We start from the raw sequence: 16,956 nt of genomic DNA, 5'->3' as shown, positions 1-16,956 counted from the left end.
GATATAGCCGCATAAGCTTGTTATCTGCAGCGAAAAGCTATTTTAAAATCCAACAACGACAAAATATAGGCCAGGAAATAAACCGCAGTATCCTGGCCTATATTTGTTATAGACAAAACACAATAACAGCATGCTTGCCTATAAATAGTTCAGGTGAGCTATTACTGATTGCTACCATTGTTGCACTGTGCTGCGGCGAGAATGGCCAGAGTGTTACAGATCAAAATTGCGTTATACGACTGTTGGCCTGCGCTGCCACCATGAGCGCCATAGACGGTTTCCAGGCTGCTCTCGCTCAGCTCGACGCCTGCAGGATTCTCCGGAAGAAGCGCGCGCTCTTCCTCGCTCAGGCTCTCGCGATAGCTCTCGTCTTTCCATGCGCGAACGATATCAAACTTCACGTGCTTGTTTCCTTTTCTCTTCTATATCAGGAGTCAGGCACATGTGAAATGCGCCCGACTCCAACAAGCCCGGTCGAATATTAACCGTTGCTGCCGTTGTTACACTGTGCTCCGGCCAGAACGGCTACAGAGTTACAAGCCAGGAGCAGGTTAAATGTCTGCTGGCCGCCGCTATTGCCACCATGGGCACCATAGACGGTTTCCAGGCTGCTCTCGCTCAGCTCGACGCCTGCAGGATTCTCCGGAAGAAGCGCGCGCTCTTCCTCGCTCAGGCTCTCACGATAGCTCTCATCTTTCCATGCGCGAACGATATCAAACTTCATGTGCTTGTTTCCTTTTCTCTTTGACTATGTTTTTCTCTTCTACATCGGGGGTTAGGCACGCATGAAATGTGCCCGCCCTAAGTGGTTTGTTCGATCTATTAATCGTTGCTGCCGTTGTTACACTGTGCTCCAGCGAGAATTACCAGGGAGTTACAGATTGCCAGTGCGTTAAATGTCTGCTGGCCGCCGCTATTGCCACCATGGGCACCATAGACGGTTTCCAGGCTGCTCTCGCTCAGCTCGACGCCTGCAGGATTCTCCGGAAGAAGCGCGCGCTCTTCCTCGCTCAGGCTCTCACGATAGCTCTCATCTTTCCATGCGCGAACGATATCAAACTTCATGTGCTTGTTTCCTTTTCTCTTCGAATGTCTTTCTCTTCTATATCAGGAGTCAGGCATACCCAACGTATGCCTGACCCACTCAGTTTGTGCGAATTCTTAACCGTTGCTGCCGTTGTTACACTGCGCTCCGGCCAGGACAGCCAGGGAGTTACAGATTGCAAGCAGGTTGTAGGTCTGCTGGCCGCCGCTATTGCCACCATGGGCACCATAGACGGTTTCCAGGCTGCTCTCGCTCAGCTCAACGCCTGCAGGATTCTCCGGAAGAAGCGCGCGCTCTTCCTCGCTCAGGCTCTCACGATAGCTCTCGTCTTTCCATGCGCGAACGATATCAAACTTCATGTGCTTGTTTCCTTTTCTCTTTGACTATGTTTTTCATCTATGTCAGGAGTCAGACACACCCAACGTATGCCTGACCCCAAATAGTTCAAGTGAACTATTAATCGTTGCTGCCGTTGTTACACTGTGCGCCAGCCAGGATAGCAACAGAATTACAAGCGAGCAGCAGGTTGTAGGTCTGCTGACCACCAGCGTTGCTGCCACCATGGGCACCATAGACGGTTTCCAGGCTGCTCTCGCTCAGCTCAACGCCTGCGGGATTCTCCGGAAGAAGCGCGCGCTCTTCCTCGCTCAGGCTCTCACGATAGCTCTCATCTTTCCATGCGCGAACGATATCAAACTTCATGTGCTTGTTTCCTTTCAATTTCAACGTACTATCTTTGGTAAATCTATGGCAACGGACTGCTCATAGCCAGGGCTATGCTCAGGCCGGAATGCCCAATAATAAACGTCGACCTTATGTCAATACATACTGTCGACTAGCTATTAGCCGGGGCGTCAAATTCTTGTGGCCCCTTCTCGGCATGCTGATGCTGCATAAGGCGGGTATAATAGCCATTTAAGCGCATCAGTTCCTCGTGTGAACCCTTCTCAACAATGGTTCCACGATCGATAACGATAATCACATCGGCATCGCGAATCGTACTTAAGCGGTGGGCAATAATGATCTGCGTGCAGGATAGAGTGGCCAGTTGCTGCTCTACCTTGTGCTCAGTAATCACATCAAGATGGCTGGTCGCCTCGTCGAGCAGAAGGATCACCGGATTATGGACAATAGCGCGAGCAATTGCCACCCGCTGCCGCTGCCCACCCGAGAGCGCACTGCCGCCCTCCGAGACAAACGTTTCATAGCCCATCGGCATCTTCATAATATCTTCGTGGATTCCAGCAATGCGGGTAGCGTGCGTAACGCGATCTACCTTTGCCTCGGGATCACTGAGCGTAACATTCTGTAATATCGAGCCGCTGAAAATAACATTGTCCTGCATTACCACCCCAAACTGCTGGCGAACTTCCTGATAGTTCATATTCTGCAAAGGAATGCCATCATAGAGAATCTCGCCCTCGGTCGGCATATAGAGGCCAAGAAGCAATTTCCCCAGGGTGCTTTTACCAGAGCCCGTGCGGCCAACAAGGGCCACTTTCTGGCCGGCCTTAATCTCCAGGTTGATATTCTGCAAAATCTTTGGGGCCTGCTGATCGTACTGAAAGCTAACGTTGCGCAGGCAAATATGGCCGCTCAGGCGTGGAGGAGATTGCACCTTTTCTCTATCCTGCTCGAAGCCTGCCATAGTCACATCGGTAAGGCGCTCAAAATGGGCAGGCACAATCTGTAGCTGAAGCCCGCTTGTCACCAGGGAGGACAAAGGAGTTAAAAAAGAAATGGCCAGCGCATTCAGGGCAAACATAGTTCCTGCGCTCATCGTATGATTGAGCACCTGCATTGTGCCCATCCATAAAAGCGCCAGCGGTGCCAGTGTACGCAGCGCATTCATCCCCGAATCGATAAGCGTCGAGAGATAGTTACGGTGCAGCGAAGTATTCAGTTGTTCAAAGAACAGATTGGACCAACGGGCCAGAGCTCGATCTTCAACCCCGGCCGCCTTCAGCGTCGCGATGCCGACCAGCGCCTCAGCCATATAGCCCTGAGAGCGACCCTGTGCAGCCAGTTCACGATGCGCTAACTCGGCCATTGGACGCTTTGTAGCCAGGAGCAAGGCAATTTGTAAAAAACCAATAATTAAGGTGATTATGCCAAAGGGCAGCGACTGCCAGAGTAAGATAAACAGATAGAGTACCACCATACCGCTATCCAGCAGAGTGGCTATCAGCTGGCTACTAAGAGTGTCGCGAATAATCGTATTACTATTTACGCGCGCTAACAGATCGCCGCTTGAGCGCTGCTGAAAAAAGCTATACGGCAGCATTAGCAAGCGCTCGAAGAAGCCATGTATCATCTGTTTATCAATGCGAGCTCGCAGGTAGACCAACAGCAGGCCACGCAAAAGGGTTGTAACCGCCTGGGAAAGCACCAGCATGAGCATGCCGACACCAAGTAAAAACATCAGGTTACTCATCTCGGCAGGAATGATCTGGTCCAGAACCACCTTGTTTAAGAGTGGCAGGACCAGACCCAATCCTTGCAATAGTAAAGAGGTGAACAATACCTGAATCAGTGTCAGCGGCATTTGTTTTATATGCTCGAACAAATAGCGGCTTAACGACAGGCGTTTGAAATCCGAACTATACTCAAAACTTGTGCCAGGCTCTAGCGTAATAACCACGCCGGTAAAACCTGCGTCAAATTCTTCGCTTGTCAGGCGTTGACGGCCATGCGCCGGGTCCACCACATCGACAAACTTCGAGGTCCAGTTCTCTACCACGAGAAAATGCTTGAACTCCCAATGCACGATAGCCGGCAAGGGCACATAGCGCAAATCGCTATGCTGGAGCGAGACCGCCCGCACCCTCATCTTATAGCGCCGGGCAGCCCTCACAATGCCCAGTGCGGAAAGGCCATCGCGGCCGACCCCGCATTGAGTGCGGATCTCAGATATCGATGTTTTACGCCCATAGTAGCTGAGCACCATGGCCAGGCAAGCCAGGCCACATTCTACTCTGCTCATCTGGCTCAGGAGTGGAACATGCTTGCGCTTTAGTCGTCCGCTTAGCTTCTGCCCAATCTCAGTTGTATGATGCGAAGCTTCTGAACCCTCAGACTGCTTTTGATATACAGATATATTTTGCTTAGCAGATGATATAGCTTTTAATTGATTACAAGTCGTTGTCCTGCTATGTTGTAGCGTATTTACGCGTAGTAATTTCGTTTTTTGTGGTATCTTGCCCATTTACTGCTCTCCAATCAGACTTCCCATCCCTGGTAAAAGCGCGAGAACACGCTGTGAGCCAACCTGCGTACGGATAGTAAGCGCGCTTCCGGCATACTGCGCAACAGGAACCGTGCTACCCAGGTTGATTAATACCAATATCGATGGCTTATCGATCATACATGTACCATCAATCAATCTATAATGCTGGCAAGCCATATAAGGGCTAACAAGGCCTGGCTCTATTTCTACGATCTTACCGGTTACGGCCTGATCCATAGAGATAACCCTGGCCTGTACTGACAATCCCGTTCGTAAGTTAACAGCTTGCTCCGGCGAGAAAAATACCACGGCCAAGCTGTCTCGTTGGGCGCTACGCCTTTGCTGCGCCAGCACTATACCGGAACCCGAAGCATAGACAGGGACACGCGCAAGCCAGGCGGTAACGCCACCTATAAGCGTGAGGATGAGCAGCACCCATAGAAAAGTTGCCACTGGTATGGCAACAATATGCGGTACCACATCTTTTCCTTTGCTGAGTTGTATATAGCGCTTCAATGCACTTTTACGATAAATTGATTGTTCCGGTATTAACATAATTTCTCTAACGCCAAGGATTTGTTTAGTCAAAAGGGAACTACTGTCTATAGTATAACAACTAGCACAAGTTCCCTCTGATATCATTTTTAATCTATTTGTCATTTATCTTCATACTCATATTTGATTACTTATTTCTTTATTAAATCCTCTTGAACCGCCTGTATGCGGCTTTCGCTTGTTGCGTTCTGAGGGGTGATAATTAGGTATGCGATGCGCCATACTACATTATGCAAAGAAACAAATTGTAATTTAAGGAGCTTGAGATGAAGTCAGGGAACAAAAATTTTGGCTTATAGACGAGATTCATGCATAGTACTGATGCCGAAAATGTTGAGGATTTTCTCAGCGCTCTGGTGTAAGCGCTTGTTTAGAGCTTCGGGTGGACAAGGCAAGCCTGGCGAGCGCCACTTTGTCCACCCAAGCCGCGCTGCTGGCTCTCCTCTTCACCCCTGGCGGGCTGTGAAGAAATCAGGATTGGAGAGCCTTAACCAGCCTACTACAACAGGTCAATAAATCTTGAGCTTAAAATTTATAGAAGTGCTGAGCGGCTATCTCTTCTGGCGATTTATCCTTGAAAAAGTCAACTTCGTTGCGCTTCACCGCCAGATAGGCCGCAGAAAGTAGCGGTCCCAGGGCATCTAGCAAAACCTGGTCCTGCTCAAGCGCGTCGAGGGCCTCGCTCAGGGTTGTGGGCAGGCGGCGAATCCCGCGCTGCTCACGCTCGGCATCGCTAAAGTTTCCGGGATCAATCGCCACAGGCTCTCCGGGCTCCAGACGCCTTTCGACGCCATCTAAGCCCGCTGCTAGCAAGCCACCTAGCGCCAGGTAAGGATTTCCGCTGTGGTCGGCACATTTCAGCTCAAGATTGAGCGAATCGCCCTCACGTCCCCAGAAAGTCGAAGGCACGCGGATGGCCCCCTCACGATTGTCAAAGCCCCAGGCTATATAGGCCGAGCTCCAGAAATGCGGCAGGAGACGACTATACGAATTGACGCTGCCACAGCTCAGGGCCAGCAAGCCGCGCAAGTGATGCAACACTCCGCCAATAAAATGCCGGCCAAGCTGGCTTAGCGTACCGGGCTGGGTGGGATCGTAGAATAGATTGCGCTTACCTTCCCACAGGCTAAAATGGATATGGGCACCGCTGCCGGCCTGGTCTATAAAGGGCTTAGGCGCAAAGGTAGCAAGAAGATCGAACTTACGCGCCACGCCACGCACAGTCTCGCGCACAAGACAGACAGTATCGGCGGCTCGCAGGGCTTCAGAATGATGGATCGAGAGCTCCTGCTGGGAAGGCCCAAGCTCCGTATGGAAGAGCTCGATCAAAATCCCTTGCGCCTCTAAGGCTGCCAGCACTGCATCCATGACCTCGGCCTGCTCATCAAGTCCGTTTGTGCTGTAACACAGGCTGCGATCTGCAGGGACATATTTGCCCATTTCCTGGCGAGCAAAATAAAATTCATGTTCGACAGAGGCCTCGCAACGTCGCCCTTGCCGGGCCAGGCGAGCGAGCATCCTTTTGAGAAAAGCGCGTGGATCTGCGGCCCACGGCTGCCCGTCCAGGGTAATCATATCGCACATCATACTGGCAGTATTGGGCACGTAAGGCAAAATGCTAAAAGTTTGTGGATCAGGGATCAGCCGGAACTCGCCCACGGGCCCCATTCTCTCGACGGCAGCCAGGGTCTCTACGCCCGTCCAGGCCCCCATCGCTAGCGTTTGTCCGATGCCCTCGGAGATGCGGGTGGGCAATCTACTGGCATGCGTAGCTTTACCGCGAATAACCCCGCCATTGTCGCAGTACTGGAAGCGGACGAGACGCAGATTAGCCGTGCGCGCGCTCTGTAGCACATCTTGAACATTCATGAGAAATGGACACTCCTGTTCGCTAGATCTTCAACACAAGCAGGGACGATTAAATTCCTTACTGCAAAGCAGTATAGCAAGGAGTGGGCAAGAGCACAATGAGGTCGCTAGCTCTTCCTCCATCAGCTTCTAAGCACTGTCTCACCAGCTCCATACCTTTGCATTGGTGAAGGCGACCCGCGCCGGAGCATGCGTGTCATTGCCGGCCAGAACGCCAATTTGCCCATGCAGATAGCTGCTATCATGGACGGAAGCCACTTCTTGCCCGTTGAGATAAAGCGTCAGTAGATCGTTCTGGGCCACGACGGCGAGCCTGTTCTGCTGACCGAAACCAGCTCTGAAAGCAGAGCTATGCCCCTGGTCGAGCAAGACAGCATGCGCATCGATTCCATCGAGATATTGCTTGAGCATAAATGTACCACCCGTAGCCACGCGAAATAGATAGTATTTATCATCAAGGCTATCTTTGGCCCGAAAGATGATTCCTCCATAATCTCCCTCATAGAGGGTCATCTCTACCTCGTAAGCAAAATTGCTGAAGTCGGTTTTCTGGGCAATGCAGGCATGAAAATAGCCCTGCTGCGGTTGCTGCGAGTAATATGCGCCATCCTTGAACTGGCAGCTGGCCTGATTTTTATTCCAACCTTCCATCCAGTTTAGCCGGTTATCCTGGCCGGACAAAGAATCATCAAGCACTAGCGTTCCTTGATAGGGCATATAAGGATTGGAAGAGCGCATAGCATTTAGCAGCGTCAGGCCTATGCCACTGCCAGCCAGCAGCAAGATGATACACGCAACTAGCAGCCAGCGCCGCTTTATGAAGCTGGCTGGCTGCCAGAAGCTGAGCCGCCCCTGTCTGAGAAGCGACCCCGCGCCAGCAGCTTGAGTCGAGCCAGGAGCCTTAGCTGTTCCCAAGGGCTCTACTGGCGCTTCAACTTCCTGCACGTTAAGGGTTAATTGTTCAGTTTCTAGCGAGGCTCGTGCCTGCACTTCATCCTCAATCACTAAGCCTAATTCTCTTGCATTCATGGCCAGCAGAGCGCAAAGCTTTTCCCGAAAGTAGGGCGACGGCAAAGAAATGCCACGCTCCCATACGCTAATCGTATTCGGGGTTGTACCCAGCTCTTCGGCTAGTTTAGCCTGTGACCACCCACGCAATATGCGTTGGGACTTCAGTCGTTGCGGGAAATCCATATTCTATCGCTGCTCCTGAATCAGGCAATGCCCTGGCTAGTCCATACGAAAGCTACAAGCTTTTGAAGCGAGACAGAGTATTCTCCTGCCGTCCATGGCATTAAGACAGACATTATTTGGCTCAACTTTATGAAGGCAATTCTTCGTTTTAAGAAGCTCTATACTATAAGACGATGAGCAAGCAATGAGGAAACAATGAGATATCGATGTGGCAGCCCAGGCACTCTCCGGGCATACTTTAGAGCAATCGAGCCTATGCAGATAGCGCTCAGCCCTATGCTTATGCCCTGGCTATGTTCTAACTTTTACTAAATCAAATACATGTGAGGAGATGATTTTATGCCTAAAAATCAAAAAAAAATAGCCTTGATTGCCCCACTTATACTGTGTATGCTGATCGCAACGCTTCTGGTTGGCTGCGCTACATCCCAGCAGGCGCAAGATACAGAATCTACCGCCTCGAATCAGGGCAGCGACAAACAAAATTCCCAGGATGCCACAGCATCAACGAAAACAGCCTCGTCCACGGCTCAGCCATCTGTGACCCAGGCAGCTACGAAGCCACTGAGCACAACCAGCGCGACAGTAACGCCTGAAGGCATTCCTACGCCGGATAATTGGGCCACTGTCAACATTTATACAACCGAAGGTGGATTAGCTTTTGCGCCTTACAAGCTCTATGTTGCAGCAAACGATGTAAAAGGTATCATCTGGGCTAACCAGACCAATCAAGAGATCACAGTGGTACAAAGCGATCTGCCATCTAACGTTTCGCCGGCCTCGGTACGTATTGCAGCGCATGCCAGCCAGAAAGTAACCTTCCCCAAAAATCAGGAGGGCGAATACCATTTCCACATCATCTCCCCACAAACGAGCCCGGAGCACTGTACCATCATCAGACAAAACTATCAGTATGCGCCTAGCTAATCTTCTCAGGCTTATCCCGGTCTAAAGTGGCTGGGGATAAGCCTGAAGCGCAGCTTCCCGCCAGGCAGATGTTCTCTGTGCCTCCTTGCCAGGATCCGCCCCCAAGCTCTTGACCTTATCCTTAGGACAAGGTTGTATAGTACGGGATGAGGGAGGAAATGAGGTATGAGAACATTACTGCACATTGGCGAAGTCGCCCAGTTGCTTGGAGTGACCCCCAAGACGATTCGCCACTACGAAAAAATTGGTCTGCTCAGCAAGCCCGAACGCACACAAGCTGGCTACCGCCTTTATAACGCCCATGATCTGTTGCGGCTTGAGATGATCAAGCGCCTGCAAACGCTGGGCCTCTCGCTTAAGCAGATCAAGGACGTGCTGGGCGAGCCACGACAGGCACACTCGCTGCGCGATGTGCTTCTCTCGCTTGATCAGGAGCTCGACAAGCAGATTAAGGAATTAGAACAGAGGCGGGAGAAAATTAGCGCACTGCTGCAGGAAGATACAATCTCAGTCGAACGGCTACAGATCAATTCTCCAAGTCTTGAGCTAGTCAAGCAATTTTTCGAGCGCATGCAGTTGCCGGTCAGCCAGCAACTCTGGGAACAGGAGGCTCGGGCCTATCTCGTCCTTGATGGCTTTCGCTGGCCCTCTGATCAGCAGCAACAGTTCAAGGAAGCTGTGCAGGCAGTTGTGCAGAACTTTGCCGATAAGCCGGAAGCCTTTCAGGAGATGTCAGAGCTAGGCGAGCGGCTGGTAGCTGTTGCCAATCTGCCCAAAGAGGCTCCCGAAGTGCAGCAACTCGCCGAAGACTTTGCTCACTATCTGGGCAAGCAAAAGATCTTCCAGGAGATGGCTGCGCAATCGGCATGGCAGGATGGTCCTCCCAATACCATTATTACCTCTATACTCTCGATTCTCTATACCCCATCCCAGCTTTACGTACTGCAGGAGGCCACCAAACCCTTCATGCCATCAGCACAAATTGATCGATTTAGCGATTAACGCTTTTATTGTAGCGTTTAAACATAGAGAAAAGGCAAGGCAATGCAAAAATCAGACTTAATATTCCCTTACACAGCACACAGTAAGCTCTATCTCAGCATGCTAGCTACTCTCTCCTTTATGCTCTGTATAGAAGGAGGCGTCTATGTGCTGCTGATCATCGTACTGATTCACAATCCAATCATCATGTTCGGATTGCTGGCCGTTATGGCCGCGCTTCTCATCTACTTATACCTGCGGCTCTTGCTTGCGCCCTTGTGGACAAAGCACATGTTGAGCAGCAGCCATATAGAGTTACGCTATGGTTTCTCCTTCAGGGCGCGTATCACGCGCGATCAACTGGCTGCGGCCCAGGCAGTACACGAGAGACTTACGCTCTTTCAGGTCAGCGGCGCAAGGTATAACGCGCAGATGCAGCGTATCACAGCCTGCTTTGCCGAGCAGGGTCAGGTTCTTTTAACCCTGGCTCACCCTCTTGAGCTCAAAGTAGGGCGCCGCCTCTGTACCGCCTCCACACTGCTGATCAATGTGGATAAACGCGAAGATTTCCTGCAAGCCCTGAATCTTCCCGACTCCTTGAACACAATGAAGGCTGATGAGCAGAGGACGAGACAAGATGATGAATTGGGCCAGGATATCGCACATCAGGCTCCCTCTTTGCGCTTAGCCATCAGCAGGAACAGGCCCGAGGAGCCAGCCGGCCGGGCAGCTATCCGCATAGAAGGGCTTGTGCGACGCTTTGCCGGCTTTACGGCTGTCGATAATCTCCAATTGCACATCCCTTACGGAGAGATATATGGCTTCCTTGGCTCGAATGGAGCCGGCAAGACAACTACCATTAAAATGCTTGTCGGCTTGTTAGAGCCCGATAGCGGTAAGGCCTGGATTGCCGGCCATAATATGTGGGCTGAGCCCGTAGCTGCTAAAGCGGCGCTTGGCTATGTGGCTGATCGCTCGATCCTCTACGAGCGGCTAAGTGGGCGCGAATTTCTGGGCTTTCTGGGTCAGGTACGCGGCCTGTCCCTTGCCGAGACCGAGGAGCGCACAGCCCATTTGCTTGCTCTATTAGAGCTCAGCGAATATGCCGAGAGGCTTTGCGGCTCATACTCACTGGGCATGAAGCGCAAATTAGCCCTGGCCGGCGCGCTGTTACACCAGCCGCAGGTGCTTATTCTTGATGAGCCCTTCAATGGCCTGGACCCGCGCAGTACGCGTCATCTTAAAGATCTCTTGCTGCAGCTTGCCCAGGCCGGGACCGCGATCATGCTTTCGACCCATGACCTGGCCATCGCCGAAGAGATTTGCCAGCGCGTCGGCATTATCCATCGAGGCAAGCTACTGGCTGAAGGAAGCGCCACAGAGCTGCGTCAACTGGCCAGGGCTAGCAACCTGGAAGCAGTCTTTCTTAATCTGACAAACAGACAGCCAGAGGAGGCCAGCATATGAGAATCGCCCTGCTCATCTTGCGCGCACAATTGCGCGCCCTGCGTAACGGCCTGTTGCATGAACGAAGTTCACAGGTTACCACCATCTTTGCCATTATCATTAGCCTGGCTCTGGGTATCTGGTCAGCCAGCCAGCTAGCCCTGCATGTCCCGCAATGGCAAGCCGCCGGCGAACACATCTTGAACCAGCGCCTCTGGCTGCTCTGTGCGGGCATATGGATCGGCTTGCCGCTCTTGACGATTCTTAGCGTGCGCCCGCATTTAGGTAGGAACGAAACGCTCCTCTTCTTTACCCTGCCATTGCCAGAGGCCAGCCATTTTCGCAGCTTTTACGTCTCGTTTTTGCTGAGCAATCTGGGAAGCTGGCTAATCACTCAGCTCATCGTCGTGAGCTATGGCCTGTTCCCAACCCTGGGCTGGACAGCGCTCGCCTGGCTGCTCCTGCTCCAACTTGGCATAGGAGCCACAGTACTTTGCGCCCTTCTGGGCACGCTGCTCTTTATACGCTATCTGCTGCCAGCGGGGCGGCTCAAAGCGCGCCTCTATATGGCAGTCGCCGTACTCCTCTTAGTAGCCCTGTGTGCGCTCTGCTGGCCCATTGTCGGCTCGCCACTGTTCGCCTATGGATTGGCTCTCAGCTTTGGGCTTATGCTGATCGCCGGGCTGGGACCGCTGGCCGGTCTTAACGGGCGGCTCTACAAGGCCACCTTTAGTACGCTAGAGAGCATGGATCGTGCGCGCAGAGCCCGCGCCTTTCCAGGCCTGGGAGTACTGCAGCATTTCCTCTTGCAGAAGCGTAGCCTGACCGCCGCTCTGTTTAGCAGAGCTATCGCCAGCCAGAACCGCAATATTATGTTCTGGCTACGCCTCCTGCTCTTCTGCGTAATCATAGTCCTTTATCCCTTTGTGCACGCTCTTATAGCCCCGCTGCACATCGCTAACAGCCTTTTCGCCGCCGCCTACGCCTCCGTGCTGGCCTGCATGACCTTCATGGAGGTAGCGCCAAACGCCATAAGCGGCGAGGGCAACAGATTTACCCTGTACCTGAGCATGCCACTTGAGCTAAGCCAGATTCTACGGGCCAAGCTCAAGCTGTTTTTATACCCGGCCTTCCTCATCGGGCTGGCCATGAGCCTCTTTCTGAGCTGGTATTATGGCCTGAGCCCGCGCGAGCTTGGTTTTGCCGTGCTGGCCAGCGCCCTGCTCAGCACCGGCCCTCTCTCCTGGCTCGTCCTGGGTAGCACCTGGGACCTGGATTTGCAAACCATAGTCGAAGGCAGCGAGCAACTCTTTTTACAGGAAGAGGGAACCTTCACGCTGCGGCGCATAGGTTTGCTCAATCTCGGCCTGCTCCTCTTTGTTGCCATGCTCCTCCTACTCTGGCAACTCCCGGCCTTAATTGCGCTTTTCAGCCTGCTCTTGCTGGATCTGGCGGTGCTGGCAGGGATGTGGCGCGTAAACAAGAGGCATATTCGCGGTCTGCTGAGGCGTGGATAACACATCACAGGCTTAGAGCAAGCGAGCGCGCATTGTCTTCTTGAGCGATGATCCTGGCTGGATTTGAGACAGGCTTTGTCAATAAATCTGGCCAGGGCTTTGGAAGCGAAGGCAAGCGCACAAGAGCAGAATCTACGGGACACGCATAGGACACAAAAGGACATGGAGCCTATTCAATTGACCTTTTCCAGCCATACATGTATACTCTTCATCGGACAAGTAAAGTGCGATAATCGCCTTTTCGATCTGCTTAAAGATACTGAAAAAAGGCTACTGCAGAGGATACAGGAAAAGAGGCTGTATTATGCAGCGTAAACACAAGGGAGGCTATGGTAATGGCGCAAGACACATCAAATATGCAGAATCCCTTTCTGGTCAGTGAACGTACTTATTTGCGCCCGTTAGAGCCTGCACAGGACAGTCACCTGTACGCGACATGGCACAATGATGAAGAGGTCCGGCGCTATTTCTCAATCTATCCGGGCAGCGAGGTGCGCAACAAGGAGCGGCTAGAGAGCCTGTACAAAGACTCAAGGCATATTATTTTCGGCGTTGCCCTTACTAGCGATAACAGTCTTATCGGCCTGGTTGGGCTCAGAGACATTAATTATATGAACCAGAGCGCGGAGCTTTATGTCATCGTTGGTGAACGCTCGCTCTGGGGCAAAGGCTATGGGACCGAAGCAGCCAGGCTCATGAGCCGCTACGGATTTATGGAGCTCAATTTGAATCGTATCCAGGCGCAAACCATGGAAGAGAACATTGGAGGCTGGCGCGCCGCCGAGAAAGCCGGCTTTAAATATGAAGGGGTAATGCGTCAAGTAATCCCGCGCTTCGGCAAATTCCATGATGAGCGCGTCTACAGCCTGCTCAGGCAAGAATATCTGGAGAGCCTGTAATTTATTATGACGATAAGCATCAAGGAAATTAGCGACCAGGCGCAGTGGAACAACTTCCTTACAGCGCAGCCACGCGGACACCTGCTCCAATCGTACGAGTGGGGCGAATTAAATCGTTATCTTGGTGGGAATATTTACCGCCTGGGAGCACTCCAAGATGGCCGTCTGGTTGGTGCCTTGCAGCTTTCAGTTGCTCCGGTGCCCTTGCCTGCTTCAGTGCCCGGTTTACGTCTTAACTGGCTCTATGGTACGCGTGGGCCCACCGTCGAGGGCCTGGACTCTCCAGCCCTAAAAGCGCTTATCGAGCAAGCGCACGATATAGCGCGCCAGGAACATGCAGTAGTGCTGCGTCTGGAGCCTAATATCGCCGATGATGACCCCGATCTGCATAAATGGCTTGCCACCTATCACCGGCTGGGCTTCCGCTCCAACCCGATAGCAATCCACGGACGCCGAAGCTGGGTACTCGATATTCGACCCGACGCCGAGCAGCTGCTGGCCAACTTTAAAATGACCTGGCGCCAGAACGTACGCGCCTCAGAGCGCAAGGGCGTGGTTATCCGCGAAGCAAACAGCGAGGCCGATTTCGATACCTACTACGACTTGCTCAAGATCACCAGCGAGCGCGATGATTTCTTCATTCACAGTAAGGATTACAACAAGGAGATTCTGCGTCATTTCGCCAGTAAGGGCGATGCAGTGCTCTATCTAGCTGAGCATGAAGGCGAAGCCATCGCTGCCAAGATGTTGATCCGCTTCGGTGATTGGTGCTGGGATATGTTCGGCGCTTCCTCCAACCATAAGCGCAATCTGAAGCCTACCTATTTGCTGCAGTATCGCTGTATCCTGTGGGCCAAACAAAAGGGCTGCAGCTATTTCGATTTCCGCACCATCCCTGAGATATTGGAGCCAGGAGAGGAAATGTGGGGAGTCTACGAATATAAGAAAGGCTTTGGCGGCTTCTCGCGCCTGAATATGCCCACGCAAGATTACGTCTATCATCCACTAATCTATCAGGCCTGGCGCAAAATGGTTGAGATCCGCCGAGCTCGGCGGCACAAAGAGCGCCAGAAAATCGAATTGGAGCGCGCTGAGCGCGGCAAGCAATCAAGTACAACTAAATAAATATTCTCTATACTGTTTAAAATCACCTTTCATCTAGTGCTTTGTCAAACTTCATGTGGAGAGAGCCGCCTGCGGCGGCAGGTAAGGGGGGAAGCTGGAACACAGCCCTGACAGACCACTGGACTCTAGCGAAGATGAATGAAAAGAAGGCCCGAGATAACATACTACGTGCAGGATAGAAAGGATCGAGAGTGGAGGCACGGATCATCACAGATTGCCAGCAATGGAACGACTTTGTAGCGCAATCTAAATGCTGCAATATCACCCAATCCTATGAATGGGGAGAGCTTGCTCCCCATCTGAACGCAGCGGAGGCACTACGCATCGGCGTTATAGATGCGGATGGAAAGCTTTGTGCCGCTATGCTCACGCTTGTCTCACGGGCTCCTGTGTTAAACAGAACCTATTTCTATGCGCCGCGCGGCCCCGTCATCGATGATCCGGCCTCCCCAGCCATGACAGTCTTGCTTAACTTTGCCAGAGCCGAGGCCCGTAAACGTAATGCCTTTATGCTCAAAGTTGAGCCAAGTGTCCTGGCCGATGACACCGAGTGGCAGACAGCTCTACGGCGCCAGGGTTTTCGCCCCAATCCATACGCCACACATATTCGGCACGAGTGGGTACTGGACATTCGCCCTGACGAAAAGGCTTTGCTTTCGGGCATGAAGGAAAAATGGCGCTATAACATTCGCCTGGCCGGCCGCAAAGGTATAACGGTACGCCAGGGAGAGAGCCAGGCCGATTTCGATGCCTTCTACCGTATCTACGAGACCACCAGCGAGCGGGATCGCTTCTCTATCCACAAGAAAGCCCATTACAATGACATATTGCGCATGTACAGCAAAGGGGATCGCGTGGCCCTCTTTCTAGCCGAATACGAGGGTAAACCTATCGCCGGCACGATCATCCTCCGCCTGGGGCACTGGAGCTGGTATATGTTCGGCGCATCCTCCAATGAGCAGCGCGAACGCATGCCCAATCACCTCTTACAGTGGACTAGCATGCAGTGGGCCAAAGCGCGCGGCTGCTGGTACTATAACTTTCGTGGCATTCCCGATATTCTCGAAGAAGGGCAGGAATTATGGGGTGTCTACGTCTTTAAGCGCGGCTTCGGCGGCTATCCTATGCGCGCCCTGGAGACTCACGATCTCGTCTATCAACCGTTACTCTACGAAGCTTATAGAAAACTGCTAAATATCAAGCGCTGGCGCGATGAACGTCGCTTTAAACGCGCGGCGGCCGCCCATCCGTAATGAGCTCCGGCCTGCCCTCTGCAGAATTCGTAGGAGGATAGAGAACCAACACGCCGGGACTCGTGGTAGGCAAAGTTTCTGCTAGCAGCTTGCTCAGGCGCAAACAATGTGGGCAAGCTGCTATTTTGTGTCTCTTGCGCTGCTCCCGCAAGCAAAAGCCGCCGAGACGACAGGATAAAGCATTGTGTGTTCCCTCCGGTACAGACCATTGAGTCAATCATCACACATCTCTCATTGCCATCTCGACTGCTCAGGAAACTTTGCACACGATAGTGATATTTCAAGAGGCCTGGCTTATTAACGGCCAACGGGCATAGGGCTTGTTTGTATCGGACTCGTTTCCATCGGGCTCATGGTTCGTATTGGGCTTGTCTGTACCGGGCTGGCCATCTGTACCGGGCTTGTCTGCACCGGGCTCGTAGTTCGTATCGGGCTTGTCTGTACCGAGCTGCTGGTCTGGGCTGGAGCAGACGTTGTGTTGATGGTGTCCTTCGAATCCAACCGACAATTCACATAGACGGTTAAAGTACCCCTCTGGGCGCTCTGAATATTGATCTCGGTGATCCAGCCAACCTGTGTGCCAGAGGCATCAAGCCTGGGTCCGTTGAGCGTCCTGTTAAAGCTTGACGCATCAGGATAGAGATCAGTTGTATAGCCACCATAGGTTGCCTGATAACCATCAGGGCAAGCGACTGTTGCACGGGCGGCAAAAGGAGGATTGACCGTCACAAAACCTACAGTTTTCCTCTTTACGACCGTGGTAGGCTGTGCCTCGGAAGGATGCAGACCATTGCGAATGGCCCTCATTCCTGTAGAATCTGCATGAGCACTGCCGCCCGTTGACAACATAGCTGCGGCCATTGCCAGGGTAGCCACTGCTGCTCCAACTTTACCAAATTGCTTCATAGTATGGAAGATC

General features: G+C 52.4%; 17 protein-coding genes. 7 read left to right on the top strand and 10 right to left on the bottom strand.

The features are described 5' to 3' along the window. Window positions 1-161 precede the first annotated feature (161 nt). From EPA93_RS35150 to EPA93_RS35110, 9 genes are all read right to left on the bottom strand, one after another. On the bottom strand, window positions 162-401 hold the full coding sequence (locus tag EPA93_RS35150) for a mersacidin/lichenicidin family type 2 lantibiotic (protein ID WP_129891990.1): 240 nt from the start codon (window positions 399-401) through the stop codon (window positions 162-164). Window positions 402-481: 80 nt separating this feature from the next. Further along, complete coding sequence (locus EPA93_RS35145) at window positions 482-724, bottom strand: mersacidin/lichenicidin family type 2 lantibiotic (RefSeq protein WP_129891989.1); 243 nt, start codon at window positions 722-724, stop codon at window positions 482-484. A 98-nt stretch (window positions 725-822) separates the two neighbouring features. Then, the gene (locus EPA93_RS35140; protein ID WP_129891988.1) at window positions 823-1,065 is read right to left on the bottom strand and encodes a mersacidin/lichenicidin family type 2 lantibiotic; all 243 of its coding nucleotides are present in this window, start codon (window positions 1,063-1,065) and stop codon (window positions 823-825) included. A 96-nt stretch (window positions 1,066-1,161) separates the two neighbouring features. Next, on the bottom strand, window positions 1,162-1,404 hold the full coding sequence (locus EPA93_RS35135; RefSeq protein ID WP_129891987.1) for a mersacidin/lichenicidin family type 2 lantibiotic: 243 nt from the start codon (window positions 1,402-1,404) through the stop codon (window positions 1,162-1,164). Window positions 1,405-1,501: 97 nt separating this feature from the next. Further along, complete coding sequence (locus EPA93_RS35130; RefSeq protein ID WP_129891986.1) at window positions 1,502-1,747, bottom strand: mersacidin/lichenicidin family type 2 lantibiotic; 246 nt, start codon at window positions 1,745-1,747, stop codon at window positions 1,502-1,504. A 133-nt stretch (window positions 1,748-1,880) separates the two neighbouring features. After that, on the bottom strand, window positions 1,881-4,142 hold the full coding sequence (locus EPA93_RS35125; RefSeq protein WP_422877904.1) for a peptidase domain-containing ABC transporter: 2,262 nt from the start codon (window positions 4,140-4,142) through the stop codon (window positions 1,881-1,883). A gap of 108 nt (window positions 4,143-4,250) precedes the next feature. Further along, on the bottom strand, window positions 4,251-4,751 hold the full coding sequence (locus EPA93_RS35120) for a hypothetical protein (RefSeq protein ID WP_129891984.1): 501 nt from the start codon (window positions 4,749-4,751) through the stop codon (window positions 4,251-4,253). Between the two features lie 600 nt (window positions 4,752-5,351). Further along, window positions 5,352-6,695, bottom strand: a complete 1,344-nt coding sequence (locus tag EPA93_RS35115; protein ID WP_129891983.1) for a glutamine synthetase family protein — start codon at window positions 6,693-6,695, stop codon at window positions 5,352-5,354. A gap of 141 nt (window positions 6,696-6,836) precedes the next feature. Then, entirely contained in the window at window positions 6,837-7,889 is a 1,053-nt protein-coding gene (locus EPA93_RS35110; protein WP_129891982.1) for a helix-turn-helix domain-containing protein, read from the bottom strand. A 339-nt stretch (window positions 7,890-8,228) separates the two neighbouring features. Between EPA93_RS35110 and EPA93_RS35105 the strand changes: the two genes are divergently transcribed. The 7 genes from EPA93_RS35105 to EPA93_RS35075 all read left to right on the top strand — a co-directional run bounded on the left by EPA93_RS35105 (window position 8,229) and on the right by EPA93_RS35075 (window position 16,037). Then, a complete protein-coding gene (locus tag EPA93_RS35105) occupies window positions 8,229-8,816 on the top strand; it encodes a hypothetical protein (RefSeq protein WP_129891981.1) in 588 nt (195 codons plus the stop codon). A gap of 165 nt (window positions 8,817-8,981) precedes the next feature. Then, a complete protein-coding gene (locus EPA93_RS35100) occupies window positions 8,982-9,818 on the top strand; it encodes a MerR family transcriptional regulator (RefSeq protein ID WP_129891980.1) in 837 nt (278 codons plus the stop codon). A 42-nt stretch (window positions 9,819-9,860) separates the two neighbouring features. Further along, the gene (locus tag EPA93_RS49300; protein WP_207229281.1) at window positions 9,861-11,264 is read left to right on the top strand and encodes an ABC transporter ATP-binding protein; all 1,404 of its coding nucleotides are present in this window, start codon (window positions 9,861-9,863) and stop codon (window positions 11,262-11,264) included. Continuing rightward, the gene (locus EPA93_RS35090) at window positions 11,261-12,760 is read left to right on the top strand and encodes a hypothetical protein (RefSeq protein WP_129891979.1); all 1,500 of its coding nucleotides are present in this window, start codon (window positions 11,261-11,263) and stop codon (window positions 12,758-12,760) included. Before EPA93_RS49300 ends, EPA93_RS35090 begins: the two co-directional genes overlap by 4 nt. 335 nt (window positions 12,761-13,095) lie before the next feature. After that, window positions 13,096-13,659, top strand: coding sequence for a GNAT family N-acetyltransferase (locus EPA93_RS35085; RefSeq protein ID WP_129891978.1), 564 nt, complete (start codon window positions 13,096-13,098; stop codon window positions 13,657-13,659). Window positions 13,660-13,665: 6 nt separating this feature from the next. Next, window positions 13,666-14,784, top strand: a complete 1,119-nt coding sequence (locus EPA93_RS35080) for a lipid II:glycine glycyltransferase FemX (RefSeq protein WP_129891977.1) — start codon at window positions 13,666-13,668, stop codon at window positions 14,782-14,784. A 191-nt stretch (window positions 14,785-14,975) separates the two neighbouring features. Further along, window positions 14,976-16,037 (top strand): lipid II:glycine glycyltransferase FemX, encoded by a 1,062-nt coding sequence (locus EPA93_RS35075; protein WP_129891976.1) that lies wholly within the window; start codon window positions 14,976-14,978, stop codon window positions 16,035-16,037. A 297-nt stretch (window positions 16,038-16,334) separates the two neighbouring features. On the opposite strand, the gene EPA93_RS35070 is transcribed toward EPA93_RS35075, so the two are convergent. Beyond that, window positions 16,335-16,943 carry a hypothetical protein gene (locus EPA93_RS35070; protein ID WP_129891975.1) on the bottom strand — a complete coding sequence of 203 codons (609 nt, stop codon included), beginning with the start codon at window positions 16,941-16,943 and terminating at the stop codon, window positions 16,335-16,337. Window positions 16,944-16,956: the final 13 nt, after the last annotated feature.

It is taken from the genome of Ktedonosporobacter rubrisoli (assembly GCF_004208415.1).
GTDB lineage: Bacteria > Chloroflexota > Ktedonobacteria > Ktedonobacterales > Ktedonobacteraceae > Ktedonosporobacter > Ktedonosporobacter rubrisoli.
The sequence above is the reverse complement of the archived record's forward strand: the minus strand, read 5'-3'. Positions and strand labels throughout refer to the sequence as shown.

Bases quoted from the DNA above. Each gene is read 5' to 3' on its own strand.
- EPA93_RS35140 (WP_129891988.1), bottom strand. From the start codon at position 1,065: ATGAAGTTTGATATCGTTCGCGCATGGAAAGATGAGAGCTATCGTGAG.
- EPA93_RS35090 (WP_129891979.1), top strand. From the start codon at position 11,261: ATGAGAATCGCCCTGCTCATCTTGCGCGCACAATTGCGCGCCCTGCGT.
- EPA93_RS35145 (WP_129891989.1), bottom strand. From the start codon at position 724: ATGAAGTTTGATATCGTTCGCGCATGGAAAGATGAGAGCTATCGTGAG.
- EPA93_RS35110 (WP_129891982.1), bottom strand. From the start codon at position 7,889: ATGGATTTCCCGCAACGACTGAAGTCCCAACGCATATTGCGTGGGTGG.
- EPA93_RS35080 (WP_129891977.1), top strand. From the start codon at position 13,666: ATGACGATAAGCATCAAGGAAATTAGCGACCAGGCGCAGTGGAACAAC.
- EPA93_RS35115 (WP_129891983.1), bottom strand. From the start codon at position 6,695: ATGAATGTTCAAGATGTGCTACAGAGCGCGCGCACGGCTAATCTGCGT.
- EPA93_RS35130 (WP_129891986.1), bottom strand. From the start codon at position 1,747: ATGAAGTTTGATATCGTTCGCGCATGGAAAGATGAGAGCTATCGTGAG.
- EPA93_RS35135 (WP_129891987.1), bottom strand. From the start codon at position 1,404: ATGAAGTTTGATATCGTTCGCGCATGGAAAGACGAGAGCTATCGTGAG.
- EPA93_RS35105 (WP_129891981.1), top strand. From the start codon at position 8,229: ATGCCTAAAAATCAAAAAAAAATAGCCTTGATTGCCCCACTTATACTG.
- EPA93_RS35070 (WP_129891975.1), bottom strand. From the start codon at position 16,943: ATGAAGCAATTTGGTAAAGTTGGAGCAGCAGTGGCTACCCTGGCAATG.
- EPA93_RS35100 (WP_129891980.1), top strand. From the start codon at position 8,982: ATGAGAACATTACTGCACATTGGCGAAGTCGCCCAGTTGCTTGGAGTG.
- EPA93_RS35085 (WP_129891978.1), top strand. From the start codon at position 13,096: ATGGCGCAAGACACATCAAATATGCAGAATCCCTTTCTGGTCAGTGAA.
- EPA93_RS49300 (WP_207229281.1), top strand. From the start codon at position 9,861: ATGCAAAAATCAGACTTAATATTCCCTTACACAGCACACAGTAAGCTC.